The organism is Flavonifractor sp. AGMB03687, assembly GCF_017811815.1.
Classification (GTDB): Bacteria; Bacillota; Clostridia; order Oscillospirales; family Oscillospiraceae; genus Flavonifractor.
In genome coordinates this window covers 566,274-578,901 of the sequence record NZ_JADKZI010000001.1, presented here as the reverse complement: position 1 = coordinate 578,901, position 12,628 = coordinate 566,274, and the positions used below count along the sequence as shown (strand labels likewise).

The 12,628-nt window shown below is 59.9% G+C and carries 15 protein-coding genes; 9 read left to right on the top strand and 6 right to left on the bottom strand.

Features of this window, described 5'->3' with window-relative positions; translation table 11 throughout:
* Positions 1 to 76 precede the first annotated feature (76 nt).
* From rpmG to rplL, 7 genes are all read left to right on the top strand, one after another.
* A complete protein-coding gene (gene rpmG / locus J9789_RS02765; protein ID WP_087188137.1) occupies positions 77 to 241 on the top strand; it encodes a 50S ribosomal protein L33 in 165 nt (54 codons plus the stop codon).
* A gap of 13 nt (positions 242 to 254) precedes the next feature.
* Positions 255 to 569, top strand: coding sequence for a preprotein translocase subunit SecE (gene secE / locus J9789_RS02760; protein ID WP_245184997.1), 315 nt, complete (start codon positions 255 to 257; stop codon positions 567 to 569).
* Positions 570 to 579: 10 nt separating this feature from the next.
* On the top strand, positions 580 to 1,101 hold the full coding sequence (gene nusG / locus J9789_RS02755; protein WP_087338083.1) for a transcription termination/antitermination protein NusG: 522 nt from the start codon (positions 580 to 582) through the stop codon (positions 1,099 to 1,101).
* A gap of 90 nt (positions 1,102 to 1,191) precedes the next feature.
* Complete coding sequence (gene rplK, locus J9789_RS02750) at positions 1,192 to 1,617, top strand: 50S ribosomal protein L11 (RefSeq protein ID WP_209342050.1); 426 nt, start codon at positions 1,192 to 1,194, stop codon at positions 1,615 to 1,617.
* A gap of 21 nt (positions 1,618 to 1,638) precedes the next feature.
* A complete protein-coding gene (gene rplA, locus J9789_RS02745) occupies positions 1,639 to 2,331 on the top strand; it encodes a 50S ribosomal protein L1 (protein ID WP_209342048.1) in 693 nt (230 codons plus the stop codon).
* Between the two features lie 429 nt (positions 2,332 to 2,760).
* The gene (gene rplJ / locus J9789_RS02740) at positions 2,761 to 3,294 is read left to right on the top strand and encodes a 50S ribosomal protein L10 (RefSeq protein WP_209342047.1); all 534 of its coding nucleotides are present in this window, start codon (positions 2,761 to 2,763) and stop codon (positions 3,292 to 3,294) included.
* A gap of 51 nt (positions 3,295 to 3,345) precedes the next feature.
* Positions 3,346 to 3,720, top strand: a complete 375-nt coding sequence (gene rplL / locus J9789_RS02735) for a 50S ribosomal protein L7/L12 (protein WP_065534595.1) — start codon at positions 3,346 to 3,348, stop codon at positions 3,718 to 3,720.
* 89 nt (positions 3,721 to 3,809) lie between these two features.
* Here the strand turns inward: rplL and J9789_RS02730 are convergent, their stop codons facing one another.
* Complete coding sequence (locus J9789_RS02730) at positions 3,810 to 5,069, bottom strand: diaminopimelate decarboxylase (protein WP_209342045.1); 1,260 nt, start codon at positions 5,067 to 5,069, stop codon at positions 3,810 to 3,812.
* 316 nt (positions 5,070 to 5,385) lie between these two features.
* On the opposite strand from J9789_RS02730, the gene J9789_RS02725 reads away from it, so the two are divergent.
* Complete coding sequence (locus J9789_RS02725) at positions 5,386 to 6,786, top strand: uracil-xanthine permease family protein (protein ID WP_209342043.1); 1,401 nt, start codon at positions 5,386 to 5,388, stop codon at positions 6,784 to 6,786.
* 149 nt (positions 6,787 to 6,935) lie between these two features.
* Positions 6,936 to 7,505 carry an ECF transporter S component gene (locus tag J9789_RS02720; protein ID WP_209342042.1) on the top strand — a complete coding sequence of 190 codons (570 nt, stop codon included), beginning with the start codon at positions 6,936 to 6,938 and terminating at the stop codon, positions 7,503 to 7,505.
* Between the two features lie 48 nt (positions 7,506 to 7,553).
* Here J9789_RS02720 and J9789_RS02715 read toward each other — a convergent pair whose 3' ends face one another.
* The 5 genes from J9789_RS02715 to glnA form a co-directional block, all read right to left on the bottom strand.
* Positions 7,554 to 8,438 carry an aminoglycoside 6-adenylyltransferase gene (locus J9789_RS02715; RefSeq protein WP_209342041.1) on the bottom strand — a complete coding sequence of 295 codons (885 nt, stop codon included), beginning with the start codon at positions 8,436 to 8,438 and terminating at the stop codon, positions 7,554 to 7,556.
* A 28-nt stretch (positions 8,439 to 8,466) separates the two neighbouring features.
* Positions 8,467 to 9,684 carry an LL-diaminopimelate aminotransferase gene (locus J9789_RS02710; protein WP_209342039.1) on the bottom strand — a complete coding sequence of 406 codons (1,218 nt, stop codon included), beginning with the start codon at positions 9,682 to 9,684 and terminating at the stop codon, positions 8,467 to 8,469.
* Positions 9,685 to 9,702: 18 nt separating this feature from the next.
* The gene (dapF, locus tag J9789_RS02705; protein WP_209342037.1) at positions 9,703 to 10,494 is read right to left on the bottom strand and encodes a diaminopimelate epimerase; all 792 of its coding nucleotides are present in this window, start codon (positions 10,492 to 10,494) and stop codon (positions 9,703 to 9,705) included.
* Positions 10,495 to 10,584: 90 nt separating this feature from the next.
* Positions 10,585 to 11,103, bottom strand: coding sequence for an ANTAR domain-containing protein (locus tag J9789_RS02700; protein WP_209342035.1), 519 nt, complete (start codon positions 11,101 to 11,103; stop codon positions 10,585 to 10,587).
* Between the two features lie 27 nt (positions 11,104 to 11,130).
* Complete coding sequence (gene glnA / locus J9789_RS02695) at positions 11,131 to 12,462, bottom strand: type I glutamate--ammonia ligase (protein ID WP_209342033.1); 1,332 nt, start codon at positions 12,460 to 12,462, stop codon at positions 11,131 to 11,133.
* Between the last annotated feature and the right edge of the window lie 166 nt (positions 12,463 to 12,628).

The window sequence follows — 12,628 nt, the reverse complement described above, 5'->3', positions numbered from 1 at the left end:
ACGTGCTGGATTCGGCTTGCGGCCGCATCCGGCATTTTTGCTGTTATGCGGTCAAACAATGAAGGAGGTGCCGAACATGGCGAAGGCCGGCAACCGGGTGAAGATCACCCTGCGCTGCTCCGAGTGCAAGCAGCGGAACTATAACACCAACAAGAACAAGAAGAACACTCCCGACCGTCTGGAATTGAAGAAGTACTGCCCCTTCTGCAGAAAGCACACGGTCCACAACGAGACCAAGTAATGAGTGCTGCAAGATGGCTCAGAAGAAAGAAGGGTTAAACGGAATGTCTGAAAACGAGAAGCTCGAGCAGGCCAAGCCCGCGAAGTCTGACAAGAAGAAGGACGTCAAGGCGGACAAGAAGCCCGGCATCTTCGCTCGGATCGGCAAGTGGTTCAAGGAACTCAAGAGCGAGCTGAAGAAGGTTCAGTGGCCCACCAAGAAACAGACCATCAACAACACCGTGATCGTCATTCTCTGCTGTATCGTCGTTGGGATCTGCATCTGGGTGTTCGACGCCCTCGCCGGCTCCGTGATTCGTGCCCTGTTGGATCTGTTTGGCAAGGGTTAAGGTGTAGAAGATGGCTGAGAACGCGAAATGGTATGTGGTGCATACCTATTCCGGCTATGAAAACACTGTGGCCGCCAGCATTGAAAAGGCAGTGGAGAACCGCGGCCTGCGGGACCTCATCTTTGAGGTCAGCATCCCTCTGGAGACCGTTACCGAGATCACGGACAACGGCCCCAAAACCGTAGAGCGTAAGGTATTCCCCGGCTATGTGCTGGTTAAGATGGTCCTGACCGATGAGACCTGGCATCTGGTGCGCAACGTGCGCGGCGTCACCGGGTTTGTGGGCTCCGGCAACAAGGCCATCCCCCTCACCGACGAAGAGATCGCTGCCCTGGGCGTGGAAAAGCGCGAGGTTGTGGTGAACTATCAGGTGGGCGACAATGTCAAGATCATCAATGGCGCCCTGGAATCCTTCCTGGGCACCGTCGAGGAGATCGACCTGGACCACAGCAAGGTCCGCGTAGTGGTCTCCATGTTCGGCCGTGAAACCCCCGTGGAGCTTGAACTGGACGAAATCGAGCCGGTTGAGTAATCCCGGGCACGGCCCCTTTCCCCCGCACGTGGGAGGGACTGCACAGCAGTTCCGCTTCCAACCACATTTATGTAGGAGGTGCTGTTTCAAATGGCACAGAAAATTACTGGTTATGTGAAACTTCAGATTCCCGCCGGCAAGGCGACTCCCGCGCCCCCCGTCGGTCCTGCCCTTGGTCAGCACGGCATCAACATTGCCGCCTTCACCAAGGAGTTCAACGAGCGCACTAAGAACGACGTGGGCCTGATCATCCCCGTGGTGATCACCGTTTACGCCGACCGTTCCTTCAGCTTCATCACCAAGACTCCCCCCGCCGCCGTTCTGATCAAGAAGGCCTGCAACATCGAGTCCGGCTCCGGTGTGCCCAACAAGACCAAGGTTGCCACCATCAGCAAGGACGATGTCCGCAAGATCGCCGAGACCAAGATGCCCGACCTGAACGCCGCCAGCATCGAGGCCGCCATGAGCATGATCGCCGGCACTGCCCGCTCCATGGGCATCGTGGTGGGCGACTAAGCCGAAGGAGGGAATAGAGCAATGTTTAGAGGCAAGAAATATCAGGAGAGCGCCAAGCTCATCGACAAGGGCGCCCTGTACGATACCGCTGAGGCTATGGAGCTGGTCGTTAAGACTGCTCCCGCCAAGTTTGATGAGACCGTTGAGCTGCACGTGAAGCTGGGCGTTGACTCCCGTCACGCCGACCAGCAGGTCCGCGGCGCCATCGTTCTCCCCCACGGCACCGGCAAGACCCAGCGCGTGCTGGTCTTCGCCAAGGGCGACAAGGCTGAGGCTGCTAAGGCTGCCGGCGCCGACTTCGTGGGCGAGATGGACATGGTTGAGAAGATCCAGAAGGAGAACTGGTTCGACTACGACGTGGTCGTTGCTTCTCCCGACATGATGGGCGTTGTGGGCCGTCTGGGTAAGGTCCTGGGCCCCAAGGGCCTGATGCCCTCCCCCAAGGCCGGCACCGTCACCCCCGACGTGGCCAAGGCTGTTACCGAGATCAAGGCCGGTAAGGTTGAGTACCGTCTGGACAAGACCAACATCATCCACTGCCCCATCGGTAAGGTTTCCTTCGGCGCTGAGAAGCTGACCGAGAACTTCAACGCTCTGATGGGCGCCATCGTTAAGGCTAAGCCCTCCGCTGCCAAGGGTCAGTACATTCGCTCCTGCGTGTGTGCTTCCACCATGGGCCCCGGCGTGAAGATCAACGGCGCTAAGCTGATGTAACAAGAAGCGCGAAGGCGTGTGGAGCAGCGCGGATGGACCGGAGCGAGGGCGAGCGCAGGGCCGTTATGCGGCCCAAGACCAGCCCGAGACGGAGGGAAGCCGCGCGTCGCGTAGCCGCCGCAGCGTGACAAGAGGTAAAATGGGGAGCAGGTTTTCCTGCTCCCCGTTTTTCTCACCCTTTTCCCCAGGATGTTCACAAAAAAGTGATCATTTTTCAAAAAAACGCTTGACATTCTACAGGTTCTATTGTATACTATCAGTCGTGTTCAAAGACAGCAGGCGGCGCAAGCCGTAAGTCCTGCCGAGAATGCAGCCACAACGGAATGAACTTCTTTGTGCTGTTTTCGCTGCTTTGAATGCGAAAACAGCTTTTTTGTTGCGTGACTGCATCGGAAAAGTTGAACTCAAATTCAACGGAGGTGAATCCAAATGCCTAACGCAAAGGTTCTCAGTGAGAAGCAGGCCATCGTGGCTGAGCTGACCGAGAAGCTGCAGAACGCCGCCAGCGGCGTGCTCGTGGACTATAAGGGCATCACTGTGGCCGAGGACACCGCTCTGCGCGCCGAGTGCCGCAAGAACGAGCTGGACTACGCCGTGGTGAAGAACACCCTGGTGCGTTTCGCCATCAACAACGTGGGTCTGAACGAGATGGATGACGTGCTCAACGGCACCACTTCTCTGGCCCTGTCCAACGGCGATCCTATCGCTCCCATGCGTGTGATCAACAAGTTCGCCAAGCAGTTCAACGGTGCTAAGTTCACCATCAAGGCCGGCTTTATGGACGGCAAGGTCCTGTCCATGGACGAGATCATGGCTCTGGCCGAGCTGCCCTCCAAGGAGGTCCTGCAGGCTCAGGTCCTGGGCACCATGCTGGCTCCCATCACCAGCCTGGCCATCGTCATCAAGGCCATCTGCGAGCAGAAGGGCGGCTCCGTCGAGCCCGCCGAGGCTGCCGCCGAATAATCCCCCGCACCATTCTGTATCAATTATAATTTATTTAGGAGGTTACCTATCATGGCTTCTGAGAAAATCACTGCCCTCATTGAAGAGGTTAAGGGTCTGACCGTTCTGGAGCTCTCCGAGCTCGTTCACGCTCTGGAGGAGGAGTTCGGCGTTTCTGCCGCTGCTATGGCTGCTCCCGCCGCTGGCGGCGCTGCTGCTCCCGCTGCTGAGGAGAAGACCGAGTTCGACGTGGTGCTGGCTGAGGTCGGCGCCGAGAAGATCAAGGTCATCAAGGCTGTCCGTGAGATTACCGGCCTGGGCCTGGCTGAGGCCAAGGCTGCTGTCGAGGCTGCCCCCAAGGCTATCAAGGAGGGTGTCTCTAAGGACGAGGCCGAGGAGCTGAAGAAGAAGCTGGAAGAGGTCGGCGCCAAGGTGGAGCTGAAGTAATTCCGCTTTCCAATCGGATGAAAAAGACCTGCTGCATTTGCAGCAGGTCTTTTTTTACCGGGCCGGGAATTTCCCGGCCCGGTTTTGTTTTAGTCAAAGATGAGGGTGGCGAAATAATCCTCCGGAGTCTCAGCCCGGCGGATCAGGCGGGTGGAGCCGTCCTCCTGCAGGAGCACCTCGGCGGAGCGCAGCTTGCCGTTATAGTTGTAGCCCATGGAGAAGCCGTGCGCGCCGCTGTCGTGGATTACCAGCAGATCGCCGATCTCCACCTCCGGCAGCATCCGGTCCACGGCAAACTTGTCGTTGTTCTCGCACAGACCGCCTGTGACGTCGTACTTGTGGTCGCAGGGGGCGTCCTCCTTGCCCATGACGGTGATGTGGTGGTAGGCGCCGTACATGGCCGGGCGCATCAGATTGGCGGCACAGGCGTCCACTCCCACGTACTCCTTATAGGTGTGCTTGAAGTGGAGCACCTTGGTGACCAGACAGCCGTTGGGGCCCAGCATGAAGCGGCCCAGCTCGGTGTAGATGGCCACATCTCCCATACCGGCGGGCACCAGAATTTTCTCAAACTGCTGCCGCACCCCCTCGCCGATGGCGGCGATATCATTGGCGGGCTGGTCGGGCTTGTAGGGGATGCCCACGCCGCCGGACAGATTGATGAAGCAGATATCGCAGCCCGTCTCCTGCTCCAGTTCCACCGCCAGCTGGAACAGGATGCCGGCCAGGGTTGGATAGTACTCGTTGGACAGGGTGTTGGAGGCCAGGAAAGCGTGGATGCCGAACCGCTTGGCACCCATGGCCTTCAGCTTCTTGAAGCCCGCAAAGAGCTGCTCCCGGGTGAAGCCGTACTTGGAATCGCCGGGGGTATCCATCACCTGAAAGCCCTCGGTGGATTCACCGATGGTGAAGGTTCCGCCGGGATTGAAGCGGCAGGAGATAGTCTCAGGAATATACCCGATGGTCTCCTTGAGAAAATCAATGTGGGTGAAGTCGTCCAGATTGATGGTGGCCCCCAGCTGGGCGGCCAGCTTGAAATCCTCCGCCGGGGTATCGTTGGAGGAGAACATGATCTCGGGACCCGTAAAGCCGCTGCGGTCAGACATCATCAGCTCGGTGAGAGAGGAACAGTCGGCACCGCAGCCCTCCTCCCGCAGGATCTTCAAAATGGCGGGGTTGGGGGTGGCTTTGACTGCAAAATATTCCTTAAAGCCTGGGTTCCAGGCAAAAGCCTGCTTCAGCCGCCGGGCGTTCTCCCGGATGCCCTTTTCGTCGTACAGGTGGAAGGGCGTAGGGTACTGCTCCGTCATACTCCGGAGCTGGTCCAGTGTCACAAAGGGTCGTTTCATGGGTTCACCTTCTTATCTTTTGCTATTTACTATAGTAAAGTTTCGGCCATCTGTCAATGTACAGATCATCCTTTGTTTTCCAACCTCCCGCTTCCATCTTTAGAATTATACCCAAATGCGCAAAATAGCAACGGTCCTCCTTGCATATATAACGTCGTTTTGATATAATATTATGACTTTAAAATGCGGACAGGAGGCGTTTGCTTTGAAAGGGAAGGTATTGCAGCAGACAAACGCCGTGGCAAGGATGCAATTGTTTTTTCTTTGAAAAAGCAGTTGCTTTTTTTCTGCCCGCATAGAAAGAGAGGAATGTTCCATGAACGACAACCGCACCCCCGGCAGCGAGCCCATCCGGGATGCACGCACCCTGGGTCTGCCCAAGATGCTCATCCTGGGCCTGCAGCACATGTTCGCCATGTTCGGCGCCACCGTGCTGGTCCCCATCCTGGTACAGGGCTACGGCCTGCCCCTGTCCATCCAGACCACCCTGTTTTTCGCCGGTATCGGCACCCTGTTCTTCCACGTCTGCACCCGCCTGAAGGTGCCCGCTTTCCTGGGTTCCTCCTTTGCCTACCTGGGTGGTTTCTCCGCGGTAGCCGCCCTGGATGCCGGTAAATACGCCGGTATGGACCCCGCCGTCAAGCTGCAGTATGCCTGCGGCGGCATCGTGGTGGCCGGTCTGCTCTATGTGGTGCTAGCCGCCATCATCAAGCTGGTTGGCGTGAAGAAGGTCATGCGCTTCCTGCCCCCCGTGGTCACCGGCCCCATCATCATCCTGATCGGCTTAAACCTGGCCCCCTCCGCCGTGTCCAACGCCTCCTCCTGCTGGTGGCTGGCCATCGTGGCCATGGCCATCATCATCGTGGCCAACATCTGGGGCAAGGGCATGATCAAGATCATCCCCATCCTGCTGGGCGTGGTAGGCTCCTATATCATCGCTGTCATTGCCAACGCCATGGGCGCCACGGTCGTGGACGCCGCCGGTAATGTGGCACCTCTGATCGACTTCTCCGGCGTGGCCGCCTCCGCCCCTGTGGGTCTGCAGCCCTTCTTTACCGATTTCACCGGTTCTATCGCCAAGTTTGATCTAACCTCTATCCTGGTCATGGCCCCCATCGCCATCGCCGCCATGATGGAGCACATCGGCGATATGTCCGCCATCTCCGCCACCGTGGGTGAGAACTTCCTGGAGAGCCCCGGCCTCCACCGCACCCTCATCGGCGACGGTATCGCTACCTCCCTGGCCGGCCTGTTCGGCGGCCCCGCCAACACCACCTACGGCGAGAATACCGGCGTGCTGGTGCTCTCCCGTGTGTATGACCCCAAGGTGGTCCGCCTGGCCGCCATTTACGCGGTGGTGCTCTCCTTCTCCCCCGCTTTCGCCGCCATCGTCAACTCCATCCCCACCGCCATCATCGGCGGCGTGTCCTTCATCCTCTACGGCATGATCTCCGCCATCGGCGTGCGTAACGTGGTGGAAAACCGGGTGGACTTCACCAACTCCCGCAACCTGATCATTGCCGCCGTCATTCTGGTGTGCGGCCTGGGCTTCTCCGGCGGCATCACCTTCTCCATCGGCGAGGCCCACGTGACCCTCACCAACCTGGCCATCGCCGCCATTGCCGGTATCGCGCTCAACGCTATCCTGCCCGGCAAGGACTACGAGTTCGGCTCCGACGTTACCGAGGGCCGCTCCGGCGATTTCGGCCGCTACTAAGCCATCTGTTCCGGCAGCCGCAGCACTCCGCTGCGGCTGCTTTTTGCTCCAATCTGACCTTATTATATTTTTTATATCTGACGTTTGAATAAAGGTCAGTTCGGCGCTATAATCAGGTTAAAGAAAGATAGATGAAGGAAGTGTTCTCCATGCAATCCCGTTCCAATTCTACGCTGAAACTTGCGGTTCTGGCCATGATGACCGCTCTGGTGTTTGCCAGCAACTATCTGCGTATCACCATGCCCATCGCCATCGGCGGCAACACCTCCTTTACGTTGGCCAACATTATGTGCTGCCTGTCCGGCCTGCTGCTGGGTCCCATCGGCGGACTGGCCTCCGGCCTTGGCTCCGCCATGTACGACCTGACCAATCCCCTGTTTGTCTCTGAGTGCTGGCTCACCTTCCTGACCAAGGGTGCCATGGGTCTGGGCGCCGGTCTGATCATGTGGAAGGCCTCCCACCGGGAGGAGCCCACCTATCCCCGCTGCCTGTCCGGCGCGGTGCTGGGCTGCGTCATCTACTACATCCTCTACTTCGCCAAGAGCTACTTCTACAACGGCCTGCTGGTGGAGGGCCTGACCCCCGCAGCCGCCCTGCTGACCCTGTACGCCAAGATTCCCGCTTCCATCTTCAACTCCGTGATTGCGCTGGTGGCCGCTCCCCTGCTGTGCATGCTCATCCGCAGCGCTCTGAAGCGCTCCCATCTGAAGCTGGCCTGAATGAAAAAGATTCCCCCTGAGAGCCTTATGACTCTCAGGGGGATTTTTTCATTTCTTTTCCGTTTCAGCGATGTCAGCCATCAACTGCTGGTACCGCAGAAAGCCCTCCTCCACCCCGTCCGGATAGGAAAAGGACAGCCGCTCGGCCACCAGCAAGGCCGTCTTGCGGAAGAGCTGCCGGGCACTGTGGATGCTGTCCTCAAGCACCTGAAAGCTACCGGCGGCATAGGTGTGAGTGAAGGCCTCGTACAGTTCCTCCGGCAGATATTGCTGAAAAAAGCGGTGCTCCTTGCCGCAGGACAGGGAAAAGCCGGTCTCACAGCCCACATACCACTCCAGCATCTGCTCCACCATGGGGCGGGCCTGGGTGTGATATACCGACATGGCATAGGGCAGTTCTTCCCGCATACAGCCTTTGATCACATCGCACAGGCTCCAGAAAAAACCGTTGCAGCATCCCAGGTAGCGTTTCTCCGCAGGAACTTTGACATGAAAGTCCTCGTCGCTGGGCGGAGGCAGCTTAGGCAGGCATCCCACCTTGTCCAGCAGCGGCAGGAACAGCTTGTTCCGGGTAGCGCCCCGCTCCATATGCTCCACCGTCTCCACACCGATGTCGATCCGGTTTCCGTCGCCAAATATCAGCAGCCAGGAGTACAGCTGGTCGAAGCAATCCCGCAGGCCAAAGCGCTCCCCAAATCCCAGTTCGTCGCCCTGCTCCTGCTTGAGCAGGATGGTGCCAAACCGATCTAGCCAGCGGGTATCCCGCCGGAAGGACTCTGTCTCGGTCACCACATACATCACATCAAAGTCCCGATAGGGGTCCTTGGGGACATTGGGATTGGTTCTGGAGCCTTTCAGATAGGCCGCCAGCACCCGCTGATCCTGCCGGGCACCCTCCAGAATCAATTCCATCATTTCCGTCTCACTGCGCATGCTGCATCCCTCAAGTCGGCAGCTCTGCTCAGAGAATAGCCACGATGCGCTCCACCGCCTGTCGGGTGGCCTCAGCCTCACCGAAGGCGGTCAGGCGGATGTAGCCCTCGCCGCTGGGGCCGAAGCCGGCGCCGGGGGTGGTGACCACGTTGGCCTCCCGCAGCAGCTTGTCGAAGAAGTCCCAGGAGCCCATGCCGTTGGGGGTACGGGCCCAGATGTAGGGGGAGTTCTCACCGCCGGACACGGTGAGGCCGGCAGCAGCCAGACCCTCCCGGATAACCTTGGCGTTGTTCAGGTAGTAGTCGATGGTCTCCTTCACCTGAGCACGGCCCTCGGGGCTGTACACAGCCTCAGCGCCCCGCTGGACTACGTAGGGCACCCCGTTAAACTTGGTGCACTGGCGGCGGTTCCACAGGCCGTTGAGGGCGGTGCCGTTGCGCTCCAGTTCCTTGGGAATCACGGTATAGGCGCAGCGGGTGCCGGTAAAGCCAGCAGTCTTGGAGAAGGAGCGGAACTCGATGGCGCAGGTGCGGGCGCCTTCGATCTCAAAGATGGAGTGGGGAATGGCGGGATCGGTGATAAAGGCCTCATAGGCGCTGTCAAAGAGGATGACGGCGCCGGTGGCGTTGGCGTGATCCACCCAGGCCTTCAGCTGCTCCCGGGTAGCCACCGCGCCGGTGGGGTTGTTGGGGAAGCAGAGATAGATCAGATCCACCTTCTCCGCCGGGATGGCGGGGGAGAAGCCGTTCTCCGCCACGCAGGGCATGTAGACCAGGTTGGTCCACCGGCCGGTATCGGCATCATACTCCCCGGCCCGGCCCGCCATGGCGTTGGTGTCCACATAGACGGGGTACACCGGGTCGCACACCGCCACCACGTTGTCGATGCCGAAGATATCGCCGATGTTGCCGCAGTCGCTCTTGGCGCCGTCGGACACGAAGATCTCGTCAGGTTTGATATCCACGCCGCGGGCCTTGTAGTCGTACTGGGCAATGGCCTCCCGCAGGAAGTCGTAGCCCTGCTCCGGGCCGTAGCCGTGGAAGCCCTGGGCGGTAGCCATCTCATCCACCGCCTTGTGCATGGCGGCGGTGACGGCGGCGGGCAGGGGCCGGGTCACGTCGCCGATGCCCAGCCGGATCAGGCTCCGATCCGGGTTTTCGGCAGTGTAAGCGGCCACCCGCCGGGCAATCTCGGAAAACAGGTAGCTGCCGGGCAGCTTGTTGAAATTTTCATTGATCCTTGCCATGGTACTCTCTCCTTTGCGTTAGATAAGGTATTCTCCTTCAAAGACCGTGGTTGCCGGTCCGGTCATAATCATCTCTTGTCCGGCGGGCCAGGATAGCTCCAGCACCCCGCCGGGCAGCTCCACAGCGGCCTGCCGGCCGCACTTTCCCTGGACCACTGCCGCTGCCAGCGCCGCGCAGGCGCCGGTGCCGCAGGCCATGGTCTCGCCGCTGCCCCGCTCCCACACCCGCATCACCAGCCGGTCCTGGGAAAGACAGCGGATAAATTCGGTGTTGACTCCGCTAGGAAAGGCCGGGTGGTGCTCAAAGCTGGGGCCCAGCGTAGCCAGATCCAGCTCCTCGGGCTGGTCCACAAAGAGGACGGCATGGGGATTGCCCATAGATACCGGGATCACCTGCCACAGCCGGTCCCCCGCGGTCAGCTCCATGGCCGCCCCCACCTGGGGATGGCCCATATTCACACGGACGGCCTTCACCAGGCCGTCCTCCGTCAGCAGTTCCAGGGTGCGCAGGCCCCCGCCGGTCTCAATGGTCAGGGTCCGCTTGCGGGTAAGCCCCTTGTCGTAGACGTACTTGCCCAGGCAGCGGATGCCGTTGCCGCACATCTCCCCCTGAGAGCCGTCGGCGTTAAACATCAGCATTTTAAAATCCGCCCGGTCCGACGGGCAGATGCAGATCAGCCCATCACTCCCCACCCCAAAGTGGCGGTCGCTCATCCGCCGGGCTAAGCCGGGCAGGTCCTCCGGCAGGCCGTCCAGACCGTTGAGGTAGATGTAGTCGTTGCCCAGGCCCTCCATCTTGGTAAAACGCATAGCGTCCCTCCTGTCTCTGGATACAAAGCGGCGGCGGTCACGCCTCGGACCGCCGCCGCGAGACTGCTCTGTCTCTTTACGATATGCCGTTTACCGGTACGCTAGCACCATGCGGGCCGCCTGGGCCAGCTTGACGCCGGCGGCCATGCTCTTTTTCTGGAGGGCCCGGTGGGCCTCCTCCTCGGTCAGGCCCTCGGTCATCAGCTTGGCCTTGGCCCGGGCGATCAGGTCCCGCTCCGTCTGACTGCGCCGGAGGGGCTGGGCCTGAACCTGGGCCAGCAGATCCTCCACTGCGCTCAGCAGCTCACTGCGGGAGGCCGGGGCGCTCAGCCGCAGGATCTCCGGATTCTGCACCAGATCCAGCAGGCTCTGGGAGGCCACGATGAGCATATGACAATAGGAGGGCAGATCCTCATAGAGCAGCTCCGCCGGGCCGTCGGCAAATTTATAGCCGCACACCACGGCGGGCACCTGCTGTTCATGCACCGTGCGGCGCACCTGGTCAGCGGAGGTACACAGCAGACAGGTCGCGGTGCCCGACCGCTCCAGGATCTCCCGGATACGTTTGCCGTTCTGAGGGCCGGCAAAGGCCACGATCACCTTTTCCATGTCCGCTTCCTGTCACGCTGCCGGGGATCAATAGTTGATGATGTATCTCTCCCGCTCCCAGGAGGACACGCGGGTGCGGTACTCTTCCCACTCCTTCTTCTTGCCTTCCAGGTAGTTCTGGGCCACGTGGTTGCCCAGGGTGTCCAGGATCAGCTGGTCGGCCTCCAGGGCATGGATGGCCTCCTCCAGAGAGCCGGGCAGGGAGTCGATGCCGTTGCCCTTCCGGGTGGCGTCGTCCATAGCGTAGATGTTCTCGGTGATCTCGGCGGGCGGGGTCAGGCCCTTCTCGATGCCGTCCAGGCCGGCGGCCAGGCAGACGGCGAAAGCCAGATAGGGGTTGCAGGCCGGATCGGGGGAACGGAGCTCCACACGGGTGGACTGGCCGCGGGAGGCGGGGATACGGATAAGAGCGGAGCGGTTGGAGGCAGACCAAGCCAGATAGCAGGGAGCCTCGTAACCGGGTACCAGCCGCTTGTAGGAGTTGACCAGGGGGTTGGTGATGGCCGCCATGCCCTTCACGTGGGCCAGCAGGCCGGCGATGAAGCTGTAGGCCTCCTTGGACAGGCCCCGCTCGCCGTTGGGATCATAAAACACATTCTTGCCGTTGCGGAACAGGGACATGTTGGTGTGCATACCGGAGCCGGCCACGCCGTAGATGGGCTTGGGCATAAAGGTGGCGTGCAGGCCGTTCTTCTGGGCCAGGGTCTTGACCGCCAGCTTGAAGGTCATAATGTTGTCGGCGGCGTGGAGGGCCTCCTCATACTTGAAGTCGATCTCATGCTGGCCCTGGGCGCACTCGTGGTGGCTGGCCTCGATCTCAAACTTCATAGCCTCCAGCGCCAGGCAGATCTCCCGGCGGGTAGACTCGCCGTGGTCCAGGGGGCCCAGATCGAAGTAGCTGGCCTCGTCGTTGGTCTTGGTGGTGGGCTTACCCTCGTCATCGGTCTGGAACAGGAAGAATTCCGCCTCGGGACCCACATTAAAGGCATCAAAGCCCATGTCCTTGGCCTTCTGCAGGGCCCGCTTCAGCACGTAGCGGGGGTCGCCGGCGAAGGGAGAACCATCGGTGTTGTGCACGTCGCAGATCAGGCGGGCCACCTTGCCGTGGTGGGGCTGCCAGGGAAACACCCGATAGGATCTCAGGTCGGGGTACAGGTACTGGTCGGACTCGTCGATACGGACAAAGCCCTCGATGGAGGAACCGTCGAACATACACTGATTGTTGACCGCCTTCTCAATCTGGGAAGCGGTGATGGCCACGTTTTTCAGCTGGCCGAAAATGTCGGTGAATTGCAGACGGATGAATTTGACATCCTCTTCCCGTACCATGCGGATGATATCTTCTTTGGTATGCGGCATGACAGGGGCCCCTTTCTCTCATTCAAAATCATAGATTTCAGATAGCAAAGAAGGCGCTCCGCCCCCTGGGCCGGAACGCCTTTGTTCACAAAATTTAGTATACGTGCTCTGCTTTCTTCTGTCAAGGATTTGGAAACCAGAAAAAGATTTTTGTGGCAACCGGCAG

Excerpts from the sequence above, each read along its gene's own strand:
- rpmG (WP_087188137.1), top strand. The coding sequence starts at position 77 with ATGGCGAAGGCCGGCAACCGGGTGAAGATCACCCTGCGCTGCTCCGAG.
- secE (WP_245184997.1), top strand. The coding sequence starts at position 255 with ATGGCTCAGAAGAAAGAAGGGTTAAACGGAATGTCTGAAAACGAGAAG.
- nusG (WP_087338083.1), top strand. The coding sequence starts at position 580 with ATGGCTGAGAACGCGAAATGGTATGTGGTGCATACCTATTCCGGCTAT.
- rplK (WP_209342050.1), top strand. The coding sequence starts at position 1,192 with ATGGCACAGAAAATTACTGGTTATGTGAAACTTCAGATTCCCGCCGGC.
- rplA (WP_209342048.1), top strand. The coding sequence starts at position 1,639 with ATGTTTAGAGGCAAGAAATATCAGGAGAGCGCCAAGCTCATCGACAAG.
- rplJ (WP_209342047.1), top strand. The coding sequence starts at position 2,761 with ATGCCTAACGCAAAGGTTCTCAGTGAGAAGCAGGCCATCGTGGCTGAG.
- rplL (WP_065534595.1), top strand. The coding sequence starts at position 3,346 with ATGGCTTCTGAGAAAATCACTGCCCTCATTGAAGAGGTTAAGGGTCTG.
- J9789_RS02730 (WP_209342045.1), bottom strand. The coding sequence starts at position 5,069 with ATGAAACGACCCTTTGTGACACTGGACCAGCTCCGGAGTATGACGGAG.
- J9789_RS02725 (WP_209342043.1), top strand. The coding sequence starts at position 5,386 with ATGAACGACAACCGCACCCCCGGCAGCGAGCCCATCCGGGATGCACGC.
- J9789_RS02720 (WP_209342042.1), top strand. The coding sequence starts at position 6,936 with ATGCAATCCCGTTCCAATTCTACGCTGAAACTTGCGGTTCTGGCCATG.
- J9789_RS02715 (WP_209342041.1), bottom strand. The coding sequence starts at position 8,438 with ATGCGCAGTGAGACGGAAATGATGGAATTGATTCTGGAGGGTGCCCGG.
- J9789_RS02710 (WP_209342039.1), bottom strand. The coding sequence starts at position 9,684 with ATGGCAAGGATCAATGAAAATTTCAACAAGCTGCCCGGCAGCTACCTG.
- dapF (WP_209342037.1), bottom strand. The coding sequence starts at position 10,494 with ATGCGTTTTACCAAGATGGAGGGCCTGGGCAACGACTACATCTACCTC.
- J9789_RS02700 (WP_209342035.1), bottom strand. The coding sequence starts at position 11,103 with ATGGAAAAGGTGATCGTGGCCTTTGCCGGCCCTCAGAACGGCAAACGT.
- glnA (WP_209342033.1), bottom strand. The coding sequence starts at position 12,462 with ATGCCGCATACCAAAGAAGATATCATCCGCATGGTACGGGAAGAGGAT.